Consider the following 16,765-nt stretch of genomic DNA (forward strand, 5'->3'; position numbering starts at 1 on the left):
TCAGGCCTCGGAAAACGGAAAGGCCAGCACGTCGGCGATCGCGTCCGTACGCGACAGCACCATCAGCAGGCGCTCCACGCCGAGCGCCACGCCGGCACAGTCGGGCATGGTGTCCAGCACGGCCAGCAGGTTCTCGTCGATAGGCATTTCCGGCATGCCGCGCGCGCGGCGCTTCACGTTGTCGCGTTCGAAGCGCTCGCGTTGCTCCGCCGCATCGTTGAGCTCGTGATAGCCGTTGGCCACTTCATACGGACCTACATAGGCCTCGAAGCGCTTAGCCACCGGTGGATCGTCCTGGCGGATGCGCGCGAGCGCGCACTGGCTTGCGGGGTAATCCGAGACGATGGTGATCCGGTCCACTGGGAACACCGGCTGGATCCGATGGGTCATCAGGAGGTCGAGCCAGTCGTCGCGCTCCAGCCCTTCGGCGTTGATACCCGCGTCGGACAAGGGCGCGACGATGCGTTCGATCGGATCGGTCAACGGATCGACGCCCACCGTGTCGTGGAACAGGCCACGGTAGGTCGTCTCCACGACGTCGAAAGTGCGGCCAGCATCCAGCAGCAGGGTTTCAAGCAGATCGATCACCTCCCGCGCGAGCTTCGCCTCGTCCCAGCCGACGCGATACCACTCGAGCATGGTGAACTCGGGATTGTGCCGGCCGCCCGCTTCCCCGTCGCGGAACACGCGGCCCAGTTCGTAGCAGTCCCCGATGCCCGCCGCGAGCAGGCGCTTCATCGGAAATTCGGGCGAGGTACGCATCCAGCGCTCGCGTGCGCCGGCGTCCACGTGGCCACTGAACTGCGTGCTGAAGCTCCGGATATTCGGGTCGGTATTGCCCGCGGCGGAAAGGATCGGCGTTTCCACCTCAAGCACGCCGCGACCGGCGAAGAAACGGCGAATCCGCCCATACGTGGCGGCGCGCAGGCGAAGCTGCTCGATGTCTTTCATGGCGCTGCTCCGTGTTCGGCCAGCAGGGCGATGAGATCGGCCTCCGTGTAGACCGGCACGCCGAGTTCGTTCGCCTTGTCAAGCTTGGACCCTGCCGCGTCACCGGCGAACACGGCCGTGGTCTTCCTGGATACCGAGCCCGCGACCTTCGCACCCAGTGATTCGAGCCGCCCGGTGGCGTCGTCGCGCTTCAGCGTTTCCATGGTTCCCGTGATGACATAGGTGTGCCCTTCCAAAGGAAGCGCCGTTTCTGCTTTCGCGGGTAGCTGGTCGAGTAGCCAGGCCATGTCGACGAAGTCGTTGGTCAGCTTGCGATAGTTCGCCGGCTCGCTGATGTGCGCCCACAGGTTGGCCGCAGCCGCGGCCGGCACGCCTGCGATGATCCAGTTGTGTTCGCCGGCGGAAACCATCTCGTGCACGCTCTTATATGTCTTTGCGAGCAAGGCCGTGTTCTTCGGGCCAAGCTTCGACACCTTCGCGGCCTCAAGCAACACGTCGAGGCCGAGGCGATCGCGCAGTTTCGGTGACGGCGCGCCCTCGTCCGCGAACACGATGCCCGCCGCCAGGAGCGCGTCCACCACTTTTTCATTGCCTTCCTGCTCGAAGAACGCGGCAATGGAGGTCGCTACCTCGTCACCGATATCGGGCAGCGCGCGTAACACCGGTGCGGGCGTGCGGCGGACGACAGCGAGCGAGCCGAGCCATGTGGCCAGCGTCTTCGCGGTGCTCTCGCCAATGTGCATGATGCCCAGCGCGAAGAGGAAGCGCGGAAGGGTGCTCTTCTTGCTTGCCTCGATGGAGGCCACCAGGTTCTCGGCCCACTTCGTGGCGACCTTGCCCTGCCTCACCGTTTCCGGCGTGGAACCGTCGCGTTCGTCGGCCAGCGTCTTCATCCGCACGAAGCTGTCCACGGTAAGACCGTAGAGGTCGGCCGGCGTGTGGACCATGTCGAACTCCACGAGGGCATCCACGAAGCGGTCGCCGAGGCCGTCGATGTCCATGGCGCGGCGCGACGCGAAATGGATCAGGGCTTCCTTGCGCTGGGCACCGCAAATGAGCCCGCCCGAGCAACGATAAGCCGCGGCACCCTCTTCGCGCAGCAGTGCGGAGCCGCACACCGGACAGGTCGCCGGCATTTTCCAGGGCACCGTGTTCGCCGGCCGCTGCTCCGTTACCACGCGCGCGACCTCGGGAATGACATCGCCGGCACGCCGCACGATCACGGTATCGCCGATGCGCACGTCGAGGCGTGCGATCTGGTCGGCGTTATGCAGCGTGGCGTTCGTGACGGTGACGCCACCGACCTGCACGGGCGTGAGCCTTGCCACCGGCGTGGCGGCGCCGGTGCGGCCGATCTGGATCTCGATGCCCTCCACCGTGGTCATCTGCTCCTGCGCCGGGTATTTGTGCGCAAGGGCCCAACGCGGCGCGCGCGACACGAAGCCCATCTCTTCCTGGCCCTCGTAGTCGTCGAGCTTGTAGACGACGCCATCGATGTCGTAAGGCAAGCTGTCGCGCTTCTCGCCGATCCGGCGGTAGTACGCGACCAGGCCCTCGAAACCTTTCGCGGTAGAGACCTCGGGCGATACCGGAAAGCCCCACTCGCGCAGCTTCGCCAGCGTGGCTGAATGCGTCTCCGGCAGGTCGCCCTCCTGGACTCGACCCACTGCGTAGGCGAAGAAGGCCAGCGGACGTTTCGCGGTGACCGCGGGATCGAGCTGGCGCAGCGAACCCGCCGCCCCGTTGCGCGGATTGGCCAGCGGCTTCTCGCCTGCGGCACGGGCGCGCTCATTGAACGCCTCGAACGCGACACGCGGCATGATGACCTCGCCGCGCACCTCGAGCACACGCGGCCATCCTTCGCCACGCAGGCGCAACGGAATCGCCTTCACCGTGCGCAGGTTGGCGGTGACGTCCTCGCCCACCGCGCCGTCGCCACGCGTGGCGCCCTGCATGAACACGCCGTTCTCGTAGCGCAGGCTGATGGCCAGGCCGTCAAGCTTCGGCTCCACCGAGAACACCGGTTGCCGGCGGTCCAACGTCTGTTCGATGCGGCGCTCGAAATCCGCTACTTCACGATATTTCTCACGATCGGTGTCGCCTTCCTGCTCGAACGCGTTGCCAAGGGAAAGCATCGGCACGGCGTGCACAACCTCGGCAAAACCGCCATGCGCACGCGCGCCAACCCGGCGCGTCGGAGAATCGTCGCTGGCGAGGTCCGTATACTCCGCTTCCAGTGCTTCCAGTTCCCGCATGAGCCTGTCGTACTCGGCGTCCGCGATATCCGGATCGTCAAGCACGTGGTAGCGGTAATTCGCATCCTCGATACGGCGGCGCAGGACCTGTGCGCGCTCGATGGCTTCGACGGGGGCGATGGCTTGGGGCATGTGCAAGGTCCGTGATGGTGAGTTCGACCGACGCGACCCTGAACTCTCGGCCGAAGCCGCGGCAAAAGCAAGAATTCCATCCGCTATAATCCACCGGCCATGCCCCTCGAAGACGTCAGCACCCGCCCCGAGTCCACCGACGTCCCCGTCCTCCCGGCCGACCGCCCCGCTTTCGCACCGGCGCAGCCCTCGAGCACGGCGCGCTATCGGGGCCTCATCTGGCTCGTGGCGGCCGCATTCTTCATGCAGGCGCTGGACGCGACGATCGTGAACACGGCCGTGCCCGTCATCTCGGGCGCGCTGCACGTCACGCCCCTGAGCATGCGTACGGCCCTCACCTGCTACGTGCTGACCCTGGCCATCTTCATTCCCATGAGCCCCTGGCTCTGCGACCGCTTCGGCACGCGCCGGGTCTTCGGCGGGGCCATCCTCGTGTTCTCGCTGGGTTCGCTGCTCTGCGGCCTGGCCCAGACGCTGCCGCAGCTGGTGATGTCGCGCATCATCCAGGGGCTGGGCGGCGCCGCGCTCATGCCGGTGGGGCGTTATGTACTCGTGCGCAGCATCGACCGCCATGAATTCGTCAAATCGATGACCACGGTCGCCACCTTCGGCCTGCTCGGCTCGGTGTTCGGCCCGCTGCTCGGCGGCGCGCTGGTGGAGTTCACCAGCTGGCGGCTGATCTTCCTCATCAACGTACCCGTGGGCATCCTCGGGCTCCTGTTGAACCGTAGCGAGATGCCGGACTACCGGCTCGACCGCGTGCATCGCTTCGACACATTCGGATTCATGCTGTTCGCCGGTGCCTCCGCCCTCTGCCTGCTGGCGGCCGAAACCATCGGCAGCAAGGGACAATCGGTGGCCATCACCGGGTATGCGCTGGGCGCGCTGGTGCTGGCGTCGCTTTACGTGCGGCATAGCCGCCGTACCGCGCATCCGGTGACCGACCTCTCGCTGCTCAAGGTGCGCACCGTGTGGGTGTCGCTGGCCGGCAACCTGTTCACGCGCCTCGGTGTGTCGGGCATGTACCTGCTGCTGGTGCTGTTCCTGCAGATTGGTTGCGGCTGGTCGCCGCTGGCCGCTGGCATGATGATGGTACCGCAGGCGATTGGCTCGATCACGGTGAAGCCCTTCATCGACCGCCTGCTCACCCACTTCGGTTACCGCAGGTTGCTGCTCGGCAACACCATCGCCGTGTCGGTGGTGCTCTGCTCGTTTGCCTTTCTCTCGCCGCATACGCCGCCGTGGTTCATCGCCGGCTTCGTCTATATCTACGGCGCGGTGATGTCGCTGCAGTACACGTCGATGAACACGCTGGCCTATGTGGACCTCGACGTGAAGCATGCTTCCATGGCGTCGTCGATGGCCTCCACGGCCCAGTACCTGTCGATGAGCTTCGGCATCGCCCTTGCCTCGCTGCTGATGGCCGGCTTCCTCGGCTCGCACGACGCCGACGGCTATGTGTGGGCCTTCCGCTGGTCCGTGATCGTGCTGGGCATGGTCACCCTCGCCGGCAGCTGGATTTTCGGCAGATTGCACGATACGCGGCCCGCCTCGGTATAACTCAAAGGACACCGCGCCTTCCTTCGCGGCATGATCGGGATCGATCTCATGCATGACTCCGCCAGCATCCTGCTGACCCTGTTCATCATCTTCGTCGCCGCGCAGCTCGGCGGCGAGATAGCGCAGCGATTGCGCCTGCCCTCCGTCGTCGGCGAGATCGCGGCGGGCTGCATCATCGGCCCCTCGGCCCTGGGTTGGGTGACCGTGCCCGACATCGCCGTCGGCACGCCACTGGACGTCCTGGCAGAAATCGGCGTGATCCTGCTGCTCTTCTCCGTGGGCCTCGAAACCCGGCTGGACGACCTGAAGAAGGTGGGTGCCAGCGCCTTCCTCGTGGGTGTGCTGGGTGTGCTCCTGCCATTCGGCCTTGGCGCCATCTGGGCGCATGGCTCGGGCTTCGACTGGATCAAATCCATGTTCGTGGCCGCCGCCTTCGTCGCCACGTCGGCAGGCATTACCGCCCGCGTGCTGCAGGAGCTTGGCGTGCTGCAGCGGCGCGAGGCGCGGATCATCCTCGGCGCGGCGGTGATCGACGATATCCTCGCCATGCTGCTCCTTGGCATCGTTTCCTCGCTGCAGGGCGGCGGCGCGGTGGACGTGGGCAAGCTGCTCATGACCTTGCTCAGCGCGGTCGGCTTCGTCGCCGTCATCGGCTGGGGCGGCACGCGCGTGATGCGCCGCGGTTCGAGTTGGCTGGACAAGCCCAGCAATCCCATGTCGTCGCTGGCTATCGTGCTGGCGTTGTGCCTGGGCCTTGCCTATCTGTCGATGAAGTTCCACCTGGCCGCGATCATCGGCGCCTTCCTGGCCGGCATGATCGCCTCGGAAACGCGCCAGCGGCACCTGCTCGAGGAGCAGACCGCGCCCCTCCTCGCCTTCCTCACGCCGTTCTTCTTCGTCGTTACCGGGGCGAAGGTGAACCTGGTGGAGCTCGCCAGCGCCAGCGCGCTGGGCATGCTGGCCGTGGTCACCCTCATCGCGATCGTGTCCAAGCTGGCCGGCGGCTTCCTCGGCGCCTTCAAGCTCGGCACGCGCGGCGCGACCATCGTCGGCTTCGGCATGGTGCCGCGCGGCGAGGTGGGCGTGGTGATCGCCAGCCTGGGCCTGGCCGCAGGGGTGTTCGACGAGCGAATTTACGCGGTGATCGTGGCCATGTCGCTGCTCACGGCCATGGTGACGCCGCCGGTGCTGGCCCTGCTGCTGCGCGACCGGCATGAAAAATGAGAATCCTGCTCGACCTTGGTTCAGTCGGCAGGCTTAGACTGTAGCCGCCGACAGCCACCTTTCCGGCCGTCCCTAAGGAGCTTCCATGAACATCAAGACCGTCCTCGGCCTTCCGCTGGCCGCCCTGCTCGCCACCGCGGTCGCCGCCCCCGCCTCGGCTGCCGTGCTGACCCGCAGCGACGGCATCTACGTGCGCTGCGACCAGTGCGGCGTGGTGCAGAGCATCGAACACAACGTCACCGCGGGCCGCGAACATGGCACGGCCGGCGCGGTGATCGGCGCCCTCGCTGGCGGCGTCCTCGGCAACCAGGTCGGCAAGGGCAAGGGCCGCACCCTCGCCACGGTCGGCGGCGCGGTGGGCGGCGGCTTCGCCGGCAACGCCATCGGCAAGGGCGGCGGCAGCGATTCCTACACGCTGCGCCTGAAGATGGGCACCGGCGGCTACACGAACGTGCAGGTCAAGGACGCTTCGGCGATCCGCCAGGGCGACATCGTGGTGGTCGACGACCAGGGCAACGTGTCCCGCGTGCAGTAATCGCTCCTGTGTAGGAGCGGGCCCTGCCCGCGACAGCTCCTCGCGAAAAGCTGTCGCGGGCAGGGCCCGCTCCTACCGATCGACGGGAAGTTCGAACACGCGCCGCAGGTAGGCGATGTAATCGGGATCTTCCACGCCCATGCTCTTTCCCGGCGAATCCGAAAGCTTCGCTACCGGCTGGCCGTTGCAGCGGGTCATCTTGATGACGATGTTGATCGGCTTCGGGCCCACGTCGTTCGTGAGATTGGTGCCCACGCCGAACGAGAGCAGGCAGCGCCCGGCGAAGTGCCGGTAGAGTTCCATCACCCGAGGGATATCCAGGCTGTCGCTGAAGACCAGGGTCTTCGTGCGCGGGTCCACGCGGTTCGCCTCGTAATGCGCGATAACGCGGTCTCCCCATACGATCGGATCGCCCGAATCGTGCCGCGCGCCGTCGAACAGCTTGCAGAAGTACATGTCGAAGTCGCGCAGGAAGGCTTCAAGACCATAAACGTCGGACAACGCGATACCCAGGTCGCCGCGATACTCGCGTGCCCACGCCTCCAGCGCCGCCGTCTGCGAATCGCGCAGGCGCGGCCCCAGCGACTGGAATGCCTGGAGGTATTCGTGCGCCATGCTGCCGATGGGCCGCAGGCCCTGTCGCATGGCGAGCCAGACGTTGCTCGTGCCGGCCAGTTGCGCACCCAGCTCCTCGCGCAGGATGCCCAGCATTTCCCCATGCCAGTCCCGGGAGAAGCGCCGGCGCGTGCCGTAGTCGGCGATGCGCACGCTCTCGTAGCCCGTGGTATCGCGCAGCATCGCCATCTTGGCGCGCAGGCGTGTCCTGCCCTCGTCCAGGTCGATGTCCGGACAGGTGGCGCGGAAGTACAGCTCGTTGACGATGGCCAGCAACGGGACTTCGAACATGATCGTATGCAGCCACGGGCCGGCGATGACGATCTCGATCTCGCCGTTCGCCTTCGCCGAGGGCTCGATGGTCACGTACTTGGCGTTGAGCTGGAACAGGCCGAGGAAGTCGACGAAGTCGCTGTCGATGAAGCGCAGGCCGGAGAGATAGGCCAGCTCTTCCTCCGTGAATCGCAACGAACACAGCGCCTCGAGTTCATGGCGGATGCGGCCGATCAGCGGCACGAGGTCCACGCCGGGTGTGCGGCAGCGGAACCGGTACTCGACCTGCGCGGCCGGGTACTGGTGAAGCACCACCTGCATCATCGTGAATTTGTAGAGATCGGTATCGAGCAGCGACCGGATGATCGAGTCGGAGGCGCTGGAATCGGACATGGATGAATCCGTGATCGGGTCGAAGAGCCGACATGGGGTCGATGCGGCGATAATCCGAGGGTACCGCGATACGCTTCGTCCGACACCGCCTGCCAAGGACTCCACGTGCGCCTCCTCTTCGGATGTTTGCTATTGCTTTGCGCCGGCCTCGCCTCGGCAGCCACCCTTACTGTCGATACGGGCGCTGGCCCCGGCAAGCTGACGACGGAGCAGCTGCTGGCCCGGCCCGACGCCAGGGACATCCAGGTGCCGGGTGACGTGTCGTACCACCGCGATATGCGCTACCGAGCCGTGCCGCTCAAGGCCTTGCTGGCCGGCGTGCCCACCGATGCGCACCTGCAGTTCGTCGCCCTCGACGGCTTCACCGCCGAAGTGCCTGCTTCGCTGGTACTGCGGGGCCATGGCGCCGAAGCCTGGCTGGCCATCGAGCCGCCGGGCGCACCCTGGCCGCCTCTCGGCAAGGACAAACCCAGCGCCGGGCCGTTCTATCTCGTGTGGCTGCATCCCGAGGCCGGTCATGTCGGGCCCGAGCAGTGGCCTTACCAGGTCGCGTCGATCCGCGTTCTCGCATCGCCGGCATCGCGTTTTCCGGCGATGCAGCCGGCGGCATCGCTGCCCGCGAACGCGCCGGCCCGGCGCGGCTTCGCCGTGTTCCAGCGCAACTGCCTCAGCTGCCACACCCTCAATGGCGAGGGCGATGCGAAGCTCGGCCCCGACCTCAATATCCCGCACAGCCCCACCGAATACCTCCGCGAGGACATGCTCCGCACGCTCGTGCGCAACCCCCAGGACCTTCGCCATTGGCCACAGGCGAAGATGCCGGGCTTCGACCGGAAGGTGCTTTCGGACGCAGACCTTGATGACCTGATTGCGTACCTGACGCATATGGCGGGGCGGAGGCCAAAGCGTTAGCTGTAGGAGCGCGCCCTGCGCGCGACATCTTCTAGGGCCAAACCTCCGAACCGGCGCGAAACGCCAATGAATGCCGCGAAAGTCTGTCGCGCGCAGGGCGCGCTCCTACAACGACTGCCGCAAACTTTCCAGTTTTCGCATTCGCTCTTCGGGCTCCAGCTTCGACAGCGCTTTCACCCGCGCGAAGAATGCCGGCCATGACCGGCCTGATTCGTCGAACAAGCTCGCGAACGACGACACCCAGGTGTCGTAAAGGCCGAACGGCAGCAGCGTGGCGTTGTTGAGGCGGCGCGACATCCAGCGGTCGTAGCGGTGGTCGCCGCCCGCCTCGCCGTCGCGCCAGACCAGGTAGCGCCCACGAAAGTCCTCGAACGCTTCCGCCTTGGCCACGCGCTTCGCGTCGTCCGTCCCTTCCTGCGCGTATATCGCCTTGAGGCGTTCGCGAAGGGCGAGAACCTGCTGTGTGAAAGCGTGCTCCAGCACATTGTCCTTTCCGTCTGGCAGCGGTTGGTTTCGCGACGCCCTCCACTGGCGCACACCTTCCCTTTCGACGAAGGTCGCGAACGATTCGTTGAATGAGGAATCGTTCTTCACATACAGCTTCTGGTGCGCCAGTTCATGGAAGATCGTGCCGGCGAGTTCGTCGTCGTCCCAACGCAGCATGCTGCTCAAGACGGGATCGGCGAACCAGCCCAGCGTGGAGTACGCGGGCACCTCGCCGATGGCCGCATCGTGTCCCAGCGCGGTCTCACGGGCGGCTTCGCGCTCCGCGAGATCCTTGCGAAAGTACCCGCGGTACGCCACGCAACCCGCGATCGGGAAGCAGTGCGTGACCGGAGCGACCGATAGTTCCGGCGTGGCGAACACGTTCCACGCGACCCACGGCCGATCGAGCTGTACGTAGTACGTGTAGCTGCGATTGTCAGGAAGGTCGAGCTTCGCCGATGCGAACCGGCGGGCTTCGCTGGCAAGTTCCAGCCGCTTTCGGACGGTGTCCGGTGTCTTCGGATCCCCCAGCACCTTGCTTATGGGACGCCGCTCATTGAGCAGCGCCACCTGCCCATGCGCCACATGGGCGTAGTACCCGATGGAGCGGCAGCCGGTGATGAGGAGCAACAGGATGGCGGCGGTTATGCGCATCGGCCACATTGTGCCGCACCGCTGGAAAACCCGCTCAATCCGGCTCGCGCGTCCCCGTCATCGACTGCAACACCCCATCTCTGCGAATCAACCCGTGCATCAAGGCGGCACCCATATGCAGCAGGAACGTGAGGAAGAACAGCCAGGCAAGGTACCGGTGCGCTTCGCGCAGCCACGCGAACAGCACCGGATCGGCCGGCAGGATCGGCGGCAGCAATAAACCGCCACCGAGCGTCACCGGATAATTTCCGGCGGACAGCATGCCCCAACCGACCAACGGCAGCGAGATCATCAGCGCATAAAGCAACCAATGCGACCCATGAGCCGCGAGTTTCTGCCACGCGGGCATATCCGCAGGAAGCGGCGGGGGACGGTGGGTAAGCCGGAAGCCGAGGCGAATCAACGCCAGCACGAAGATCGTGACGCCAAGCGGCTTGTGGATCGCCAGCAACCAGTCGTGCTTCGTCTCCACGGTACTGACCATCCCCGCACCGACGAACAGCATCGTGAGGATCATCAGCGCCATCAGCCAATGCAGCACCCTGGCGAAGGGATGGAACGTAGCGAAGCGGCTCATCGTTTGTCCTCCCCGGGGCGGGCCGTGCCTGGAACATGGGCTTCCTCGCTCGTGCGGCGCAGGTACGAATCCGCATAGGCCGCCGAGCGCGCGGCAAGCAGCGGATCGCCGGACACTTCGATGCCGCGCGGCAGGATTGTGGGATCGTAGTTGACGTCTCGGCACGGCCCGTCTGCCTGCGGCTGCGTGCCGTCGATCACGAGGGTGCCCGCGTCCACCATCTGCCGGCCATCGGGCCAGGCGCGGGTGGCGTCATCCACGGGATCGCCCGGCGCGGCAAGGACCATCTGCAGGTGCCAGCGCAGCGGCCCGGCGGCGAGGCGCTTCGACAGGTCCGCGGCCAGGTAATCCGTATCGCCCGCCGCAGGCCCGCCGTCCCCTTCCGGCGGCTGTTCCGGCACTACCATCCATCGCACGGCATGGCGTTGCCCGCCCGCATCGCGGAGGTAGAAGGCGTTGATGCTGCGGTAGGTCTCCGTGGCGTAGCTGGCGGACGGCTTTGCCTTCTTTATCCAGCCCAGGAAGGCCGCCGTCTCGGGATGGGACGTGAAGAATGCCTTCGCCCTGGCCGGATCGGGTTTCCCGGTGGCGGGATCGGGACGAGTCGCCAGCTGCATCTCGTAGAAGGCCTGGGGCGTGGACACCGGGAACAGCGGCATGGCGTTCATCCCCGTGCGCCATTGCTCCCCGTCGGGCAGGTCGAAGCGGAGCGCGAAACTGCGGATCGGAACGCTGCTATCGGGTGCGTACGGATTGCCCCCGGGGATCGCCAGCCGTCCCACCACCGACGTGGTGGCGCCCGCGGCAAACAGCGTGGCGGCGGAATAACGGGCCAGTGCCCCGTTCGACTCGAAGCGCCCGGCAACGCACACACCCTTGGCATGATTGCGACGGAAACCGGGGTGCTCGCCCCCGCTCGCCTGCAAGGTATCGACGAGGCGCGAGGGCGTCAGTCGATGCGGCGCCAGCCACCCGCCCACATATCCAAAGGCCGCCGCTACACCAGCAACGGCCAGTCCGATCAGCGCCCACCGCCAGCCGGCATGCGCCGGGGGACCGGAGGTTTTCGCAGGTTCTTGCGCCATCTGTCTGCATCCTGTCGAGGTTGTCATTCCAGGGTGGGACGTACGTCAGGGACTTTTATTCCCACCACAGGGAATAATCCATACCACCAGACGTCATACGTCCGACGAAGCGCGCGGCGGAGGCCCGGCATGTCCGACCCGCACATTGACGATGCCCTGCGCACGATGCTGCCGCGCCTGCGGCGCTTCGCGCTTTGGCTCGCCCGGGACATCCATGCGGCGGACGACCTGGTCCAGTCCACGGTGGAGCGCGCCCTTGCGCGGTGGCACACACGGCGGGAGGAAGAAAGCCTGCGAGCGTGGCTGTTCTCGATCATGTACCGCCAGTTCATCGACGGAAAGCGCCGCGCGAACCGCTATGCCATGCTGCTCGGCTCGCTCGGCCGCGAGGAGCCCACCTGGCCTTCCGCCGAACGGGTGGCTGTGGCGTATTCCACGCTGGCGGGGTTCGCCTCGCTGCCTGCGGAGCAACGCAGCCTTCTGATCTGGATCTCCGTCGAAGGCATGAGCTACCAGGAGGTAGCCGACATCCTGGAGGTTCCCATCGGGACCGTGATGTCACGCCTTTCCCGCGCGCGCCGCGCCTTGCGCCAACTTGGCGAAGGCGACCCTCAATCCCCTTCCCTGCGACTGCTGAAATGAACCTGACGCCCCCCAGCGAACACGATATCCATGCCTACGTGGATGGCCACCTCGATGGTCCCCGGCGTGGCGAAGTCGAACGCTACCTGGCGCGGCATCCCGAGCAGGCCGACGAAGTGCAGGGATGGCGCCATGACGCGCAGCAGCTGCGCACGCTGCTGGCGGGCGACGTCGCCCCGGCTCCGGCGCTGGATCCCTTGCGGGTGCGCGCACGTGCGCGGCAGCGTCGCACCGTCCGTTGGGCCACCGCGGCGGGGATCCTGCTGTGCCTCGCCGTCGGTGGCATCGGCGGCTGGGCCGCACGCGGCATGGGCACCGGGGAGGCACCGATGGCCGATGCCATGCAGGCGTACCGCCTGCTCGCGCTGGACCACGGCGTGGGCATGGACATCACCACCGGCAACGAAAGCGACCTGCGCTCATGGCTCGCCGGCCGCGTGGGGCCCGACGTGCGCCTTCCGGACCTCGCCGATGCCGGTTTCCGTCCCATGGGCGGCCGCCTGTTCGCGACGGACCAGGGGCCGGCGGCGATGGTGCTGTACGACGATGGGAACGGCCACACGGTGAGCTTCTACGTCCGCCCGCCGGGCCCGGCCCGGCGCTTCCTGCCACGCGGCGCGCGCGAAGACGACGGCCTGCTGGCGAACTACTGGTCGGAAGGCAGCCACAACTACGCCGTGGTGACCCTGTCCGACACGGCCGGCCGCCAGGCGGCGGGACGCGTCACCGGCAAGGCGATCTAACGAAGATTCCGGTCGTCGGAAGGTTCCTGCGCGCTGTAGGAGCGCGCCTTGCGCGCGACATCTTTTCGCGAGACGCCACAGGACCTGTTACCTGATCGCGAAAGGCTGTCGCGCGCAAGGCGCGCTCCTACACCGCGTGGGGGGGCCTCTATACGCGTTCGTGCAGTTCGCCCGAGTGCAGTTCCAGCGTCCGGTCCATGCGGCCGGCAAGGCGCGAATCGTGCGTGACCAGCACGAAGCTCGTACCGATTTCGCGATTGAGCTCGATCATCAGCTCATAGACATGCGCCGCGTTGGCCTCGTCGAGGTTACCCGTGGGCTCGTCGCCGAGGACGCAGGCTGGACGGGTTACCAGGGCGCGCGCAACCGCACAACGCTGGCGTTCGCCACCGGACATCTCGGCCGGACGGTGACGCAGGCGCGCACCCAGGCCAACGCGCTCCAGCAACGCCGTGGCTTCCTTCTGCGCCTGTCCGATCGACACGCCGCGGATCAGCAGCGGCATGCACACGTTCTCGAGCGCGGTGAATTCCGGCAGCAGATGGTGGAACTGGTAGATGAAGCCCAGCGAGCGGTTACGCTCGCGCCCGCGCTCGGCATCCGACAACTCGGAAAGCACGCGGCCGTTGACTTCGACCTTGCCCGCGGTGAGCGTGTCGAGACCGCCGATAATGTGCAGCAAGGTGGACTTGCCCGAGCCGGACGCGCCCACGATGGCCATGGTTTCACCGCGGCGCAGCGCGAAGTTCACGTTCGAGAGCACGCCCGTTCGCAGGTCGCCCTCCTCGTAGACCTTGGCGACGCCGGTGGCGCGCAGGACGATGTCGTCGTTCGGCTTATTCATAGCGGAGCGCCTGGGCGGGCTGCGTGCGCGAGGCGCGCCACGCCGGGTACAGCGTGGCCAGCAGGGAGAACGCGAAGGTCACCAGCACCACCCAGCCGACGTCGGACCAGAGCAGCTGGCTGGGCAGTTCGCTGATGTAGTACACGTCAGGCGACAGGAAGCTCTGCCCCGTGACGTGCTCGATCCACTTCACGATGGCCGGCAGGTTGAACGAAAGCAGCGCGCCGGTCAGTACGCCGAAGCCGATACCCACGATGCCCACCAGCACGCCCTGCACCATGAACATGCCCATGATGCTGCGCGGCGTGGAACCCAGCGTGCGCAGGATGGCGATGTCGGCCTGTTTGTCGGTAACCAGCATCATCAGCATGGAAATGAGGTTGATCACCGCGACGAGGATGATCAGCGAGAGAATGATGAACATCACCTTCTTTTCCATCTCGATGGCGCGGAAGAAGTTGGCGTGGGTATCCATCCAGGTTTCGACGCGGTAGGACTGGCCCAGCTTGTTCACCAGTTCCTGCGCCACCGGGAAGGCTTCGCGCATGTCGTCGAGTTTCAGGCGGATGCCGGTGGGCCCGTCGAAACCGTTCAGCCGTTCGGCGTCCTGCATGGAGATGAGCGCGAGGTTCGCGTCGTACTCCTGCATGCCTAGCTCGAAAATGCCGCTGACGGCGAAGCTGCGCAGCTTCGGCACGGCACCCATGGGCGTGGCCGTGAACTGGGGCACCACGACGGTGACCTTGTCGCCGACCTGCACGCCCAACGTGAGGGCAAGCTCGCGGCCGAGCACGATCTTCCAGCTGCGGTCGGTCAGGTCGCCCATCTTGCCTTCGACCATGTGCTGGTCGATGTCGGACACCTTCGGCTCCATCGACGGCACGATGCCGCGAATGAGCGCACCGCTGGGCCGGCGGGCCTGCAGGAAGGCCTGGATTTCCACATAGGGCGCTGCACCGCGCACGTGCTTCGTGGACTCTGCGGTCTTTACCGCCGCCTGCCAGTTCTGCACGGTTTCGTCGATGCCGGACACGGTGACGTGCGAGACGGCGCCGAGGATGCGGTTGCGCAGTTCGCTGTCGAAGCCGTTCATGACCGACATCACCGTGATGAGCGCGGTGACGCTGATCGCGATGCACACGATCGACACGGTGGAAATGAAGGAAATGAACTGGTTGCGACGCTTCGCCCGCGTGTAGCGCAGTCCGATGAAGAGCTCTAGGGGTCTGAACATACCTGTCGACAACAGCCTGGGATGAGGGGGTGCCGTATAAGACACGCACCGCGCCGCAGAGTGCCCGATGCAGCCTTCGGGGGCAAGCCGATAGGTTAAACGGCGGTTCGCAGCCTGGCGCGGAGGAAGCGGAGATCGTCGGCCGGCGTGTTGTCCGGAAGGAGGGCCACCTGCCCTTCGCCGCCCCGCCAGCGCAACCGCAGGAACACTGCACTGGCGAAAAGCCGCGATTCCGCCAGTTCCGCAGGCACGTCACGGCCGCTCCGCAGGGTGACCGTCCACAGTCCGGCGGGCGAAAGCCTGAAAGCGGCGACCGGTGAGCGACGGAAGGCGCGGAGGCGCAGCAGGCCAAAGGCGCCAACGACCGCCGTCAGCGGCCAGCGGAAGTACCACGGCAACGACGTAAAGAACGGAGCCACGGTGGCGAGGCACAGGACTGTCGCCACGAGGGCGGTCAGCGTGGCCGAAGGCCGGTGCTCAAAGCTGGTGCCTCGTGCGGATGTCATCGATGATCCCCTGCCAGTCGTCGCGGGGGGCGCGGGCATGACCCATCACCCAGTCCCAGAGATCGGGATCCTGCACGTCCAGCAGTTCGTCGAATGCCAGCCGCGTGGCTTCGCCCGCGTCGGCGAAGCGCTCGTCGAGCCAACCGCCGAAGAGGCGGTCAAGCTCGCGCGTACCCCGGCGGGTACGCCATCGAAGGCGTTTGAGGCGGGCTTCGTCCATCGGTTTCCTCGGCATCCGCCCGGATACACCGGGCTTGGTAGGAGTGCGCCCTGCGCGCGACAGCCTTTGAGGCCGTGAGCAGCTGGGCCCTGATGCTCTTCGCGCAAGGCTGTCGCGCGCAAGGCGCGCTCCTACATGGCTGGTCAGGCCGAACGGCGCTCCACGATCAGCTTCTTGATCTCCGCGATCGCCTTTGCCGGGTTCAGACCCTTCGGGCAGGTGCGCGCGCAGTTCATGATCGTGTGGCAGCGGTACAGCTTGAACGGATCCTCAAGGTCGTCCAGGCGATTGCCGGTGTCCTCGTCGCGGCTGTCCACGATCCAGCGGTAGGCCTGGAGCAGGATGGCCGGACCGAGGTAGCGGTCGCCGTTCCACCAGTAGCTCGGGCACGACGTGGAGCAGCAGGCGCAGAGGATACACTCGTAGAGACCGTCGAGCTTCTTGCGGTCTTCCGGCGACTGCAGGCGCTCCTTGTCGGCGGGTGCCGGGCTCTGCGTGCGTATCCACGGCTTGATCGACGCGAACTGCGCATAGAAATGCGTGAGGTCCGGCACCAGGTCCTTCACCACCGGCATGTGCGGCAGCGGGTAGATGTTGACCGTGCCGTTGCCGCACTCCTCGATGGCCTTGGTGCAGGCCAGCGTGTTCGTGCCAGCGATGTTCATGGCGCAGGAACCGCAGATGCCTTCACGGCACGAGCGGCGCAGCGAGAGCGTGGAATCGATCTCGTTCTTGATCTTCAGCAGGGCGTCGAGAACCATCGGACCGCACGTGTCGAGATCGACCTCGTACGTGTCGGTGCGCGGGTTCTGGCCGTCGTCCGGCGTCCAGCGATAGACCTTGAAGGTGCGCACGTTCTTCGCGCCCTTCGCCGGGAAATGCTTGCCGGCCTGGATCTTGGAATTCTTGGGTAGCGTGAACTCT

Annotated in this window: 17 protein-coding genes; 6 read left to right on the forward strand and 11 right to left on the reverse strand. The window is 66.2% G+C overall.

Features of this window, described 5'->3' with window-relative positions:
• Both epmA and ligA read right to left on the reverse strand, forming a co-directional pair.
• Positions 1-951, reverse strand: a complete 951-nt coding sequence (gene epmA, locus VGM71_RS13400) for an EF-P lysine aminoacylase EpmA (protein WP_331545936.1) — start codon at positions 949-951, stop codon at positions 1-3.
• Positions 948-3,338, reverse strand: coding sequence for an NAD-dependent DNA ligase LigA (gene ligA, locus VGM71_RS13405; protein ID WP_331545938.1), 2,391 nt, complete (start codon positions 3,336-3,338; stop codon positions 948-950). The genes epmA and ligA overlap by 4 nt, the downstream gene beginning before the upstream one ends.
• A gap of 99 nt (positions 3,339-3,437) precedes the next feature.
• Between ligA and VGM71_RS13410 the strand changes: the two genes are divergently transcribed.
• The 3 genes from VGM71_RS13410 to VGM71_RS13420 all read left to right on the forward strand — a co-directional run bounded on the left by VGM71_RS13410 (position 3,438) and on the right by VGM71_RS13420 (position 6,657).
• The gene (locus tag VGM71_RS13410; RefSeq protein ID WP_331545940.1) at positions 3,438-4,898 is read left to right on the forward strand and encodes an MFS transporter; all 1,461 of its coding nucleotides are present in this window, start codon (positions 3,438-3,440) and stop codon (positions 4,896-4,898) included.
• A 48-nt stretch (positions 4,899-4,946) separates the two neighbouring features.
• Entirely contained in the window at positions 4,947-6,122 is a 1,176-nt protein-coding gene (locus VGM71_RS13415; protein ID WP_331545974.1) for a cation:proton antiporter, read from the forward strand.
• Between the two features lie 85 nt (positions 6,123-6,207).
• Positions 6,208-6,657 (forward strand): glycine zipper 2TM domain-containing protein, encoded by a 450-nt coding sequence (locus VGM71_RS13420; protein ID WP_331545942.1) that lies wholly within the window; start codon positions 6,208-6,210, stop codon positions 6,655-6,657.
• Between the two features lie 72 nt (positions 6,658-6,729).
• Here VGM71_RS13420 and pncB read toward each other — a convergent pair whose 3' ends face one another.
• The gene (gene pncB, locus VGM71_RS13425; RefSeq protein WP_331545944.1) at positions 6,730-7,938 is read right to left on the reverse strand and encodes a nicotinate phosphoribosyltransferase; all 1,209 of its coding nucleotides are present in this window, start codon (positions 7,936-7,938) and stop codon (positions 6,730-6,732) included.
• Between the two features lie 105 nt (positions 7,939-8,043).
• On the opposite strand from pncB, the gene VGM71_RS13430 reads away from it, so the two are divergent.
• The gene (locus VGM71_RS13430) at positions 8,044-8,850 is read left to right on the forward strand and encodes a cytochrome c (protein WP_331545946.1); all 807 of its coding nucleotides are present in this window, start codon (positions 8,044-8,046) and stop codon (positions 8,848-8,850) included.
• Between the two features lie 105 nt (positions 8,851-8,955).
• On the opposite strand, the gene VGM71_RS13435 is transcribed toward VGM71_RS13430, so the two are convergent.
• Genes VGM71_RS13435 through VGM71_RS13445 form a run of 3 tightly spaced genes read right to left on the reverse strand, consistent with a single transcriptional unit; the run spans position 8,956 to position 11,652 of the window.
• Positions 8,956-9,990, reverse strand: a complete 1,035-nt coding sequence (locus VGM71_RS13435) for an aminopeptidase (RefSeq protein WP_331545948.1) — start codon at positions 9,988-9,990, stop codon at positions 8,956-8,958.
• A gap of 34 nt (positions 9,991-10,024) precedes the next feature.
• The gene (locus VGM71_RS13440) at positions 10,025-10,567 is read right to left on the reverse strand and encodes a cytochrome b (protein WP_331545950.1); all 543 of its coding nucleotides are present in this window, start codon (positions 10,565-10,567) and stop codon (positions 10,025-10,027) included.
• The gene (locus VGM71_RS13445; protein ID WP_331545952.1) at positions 10,564-11,652 is read right to left on the reverse strand and encodes a catalase family peroxidase; all 1,089 of its coding nucleotides are present in this window, start codon (positions 11,650-11,652) and stop codon (positions 10,564-10,566) included. Before VGM71_RS13445 ends, VGM71_RS13440 begins: the two co-directional genes overlap by 4 nt.
• A gap of 129 nt (positions 11,653-11,781) precedes the next feature.
• On the opposite strand from VGM71_RS13445, the gene VGM71_RS13450 reads away from it, so the two are divergent.
• Both VGM71_RS13450 and VGM71_RS13455 read left to right on the forward strand, forming a co-directional pair.
• Entirely contained in the window at positions 11,782-12,294 is a 513-nt protein-coding gene (locus VGM71_RS13450; protein WP_331545954.1) for an RNA polymerase sigma factor, read from the forward strand.
• The gene (locus VGM71_RS13455) at positions 12,291-13,037 is read left to right on the forward strand and encodes an anti-sigma factor (RefSeq protein WP_331545956.1); all 747 of its coding nucleotides are present in this window, start codon (positions 12,291-12,293) and stop codon (positions 13,035-13,037) included. Before VGM71_RS13450 ends, VGM71_RS13455 begins: the two co-directional genes overlap by 4 nt.
• A gap of 148 nt (positions 13,038-13,185) precedes the next feature.
• Here the strand turns inward: VGM71_RS13455 and lolD are convergent, their stop codons facing one another.
• From lolD to VGM71_RS13480, 5 genes are all read right to left on the reverse strand, one after another.
• Positions 13,186-13,881, reverse strand: a complete 696-nt coding sequence (gene lolD, locus VGM71_RS13460; protein ID WP_331545958.1) for a lipoprotein-releasing ABC transporter ATP-binding protein LolD — start codon at positions 13,879-13,881, stop codon at positions 13,186-13,188.
• Positions 13,874-15,115: a lipoprotein-releasing ABC transporter permease subunit gene (locus VGM71_RS13465; protein WP_331545960.1), complete on the reverse strand. Its 1,242-nt coding sequence runs from the start codon at positions 15,113-15,115 to the stop codon at positions 13,874-13,876. The genes lolD and VGM71_RS13465 overlap by 8 nt, the downstream gene beginning before the upstream one ends.
• Positions 15,116-15,210: 95 nt before the next feature.
• Entirely contained in the window at positions 15,211-15,621 is a 411-nt protein-coding gene (locus VGM71_RS13470) for a hypothetical protein (RefSeq protein WP_331545962.1), read from the reverse strand.
• Positions 15,593-15,841, reverse strand: coding sequence for a succinate dehydrogenase assembly factor 2 (locus tag VGM71_RS13475; protein WP_331545964.1), 249 nt, complete (start codon positions 15,839-15,841; stop codon positions 15,593-15,595). Before VGM71_RS13475 ends, VGM71_RS13470 begins: the two co-directional genes overlap by 29 nt.
• A gap of 143 nt (positions 15,842-15,984) precedes the next feature.
• A partial coding sequence (locus VGM71_RS13480) for a succinate dehydrogenase iron-sulfur subunit (RefSeq protein ID WP_331545966.1) occupies positions 15,985-16,765 on the reverse strand: 781 nt, incomplete at its 5' end.

This window comes from Luteibacter sp. (genome assembly GCF_036499525.1).
Classification (GTDB): domain Bacteria; phylum Pseudomonadota; class Gammaproteobacteria; order Xanthomonadales; family Rhodanobacteraceae; genus Luteibacter.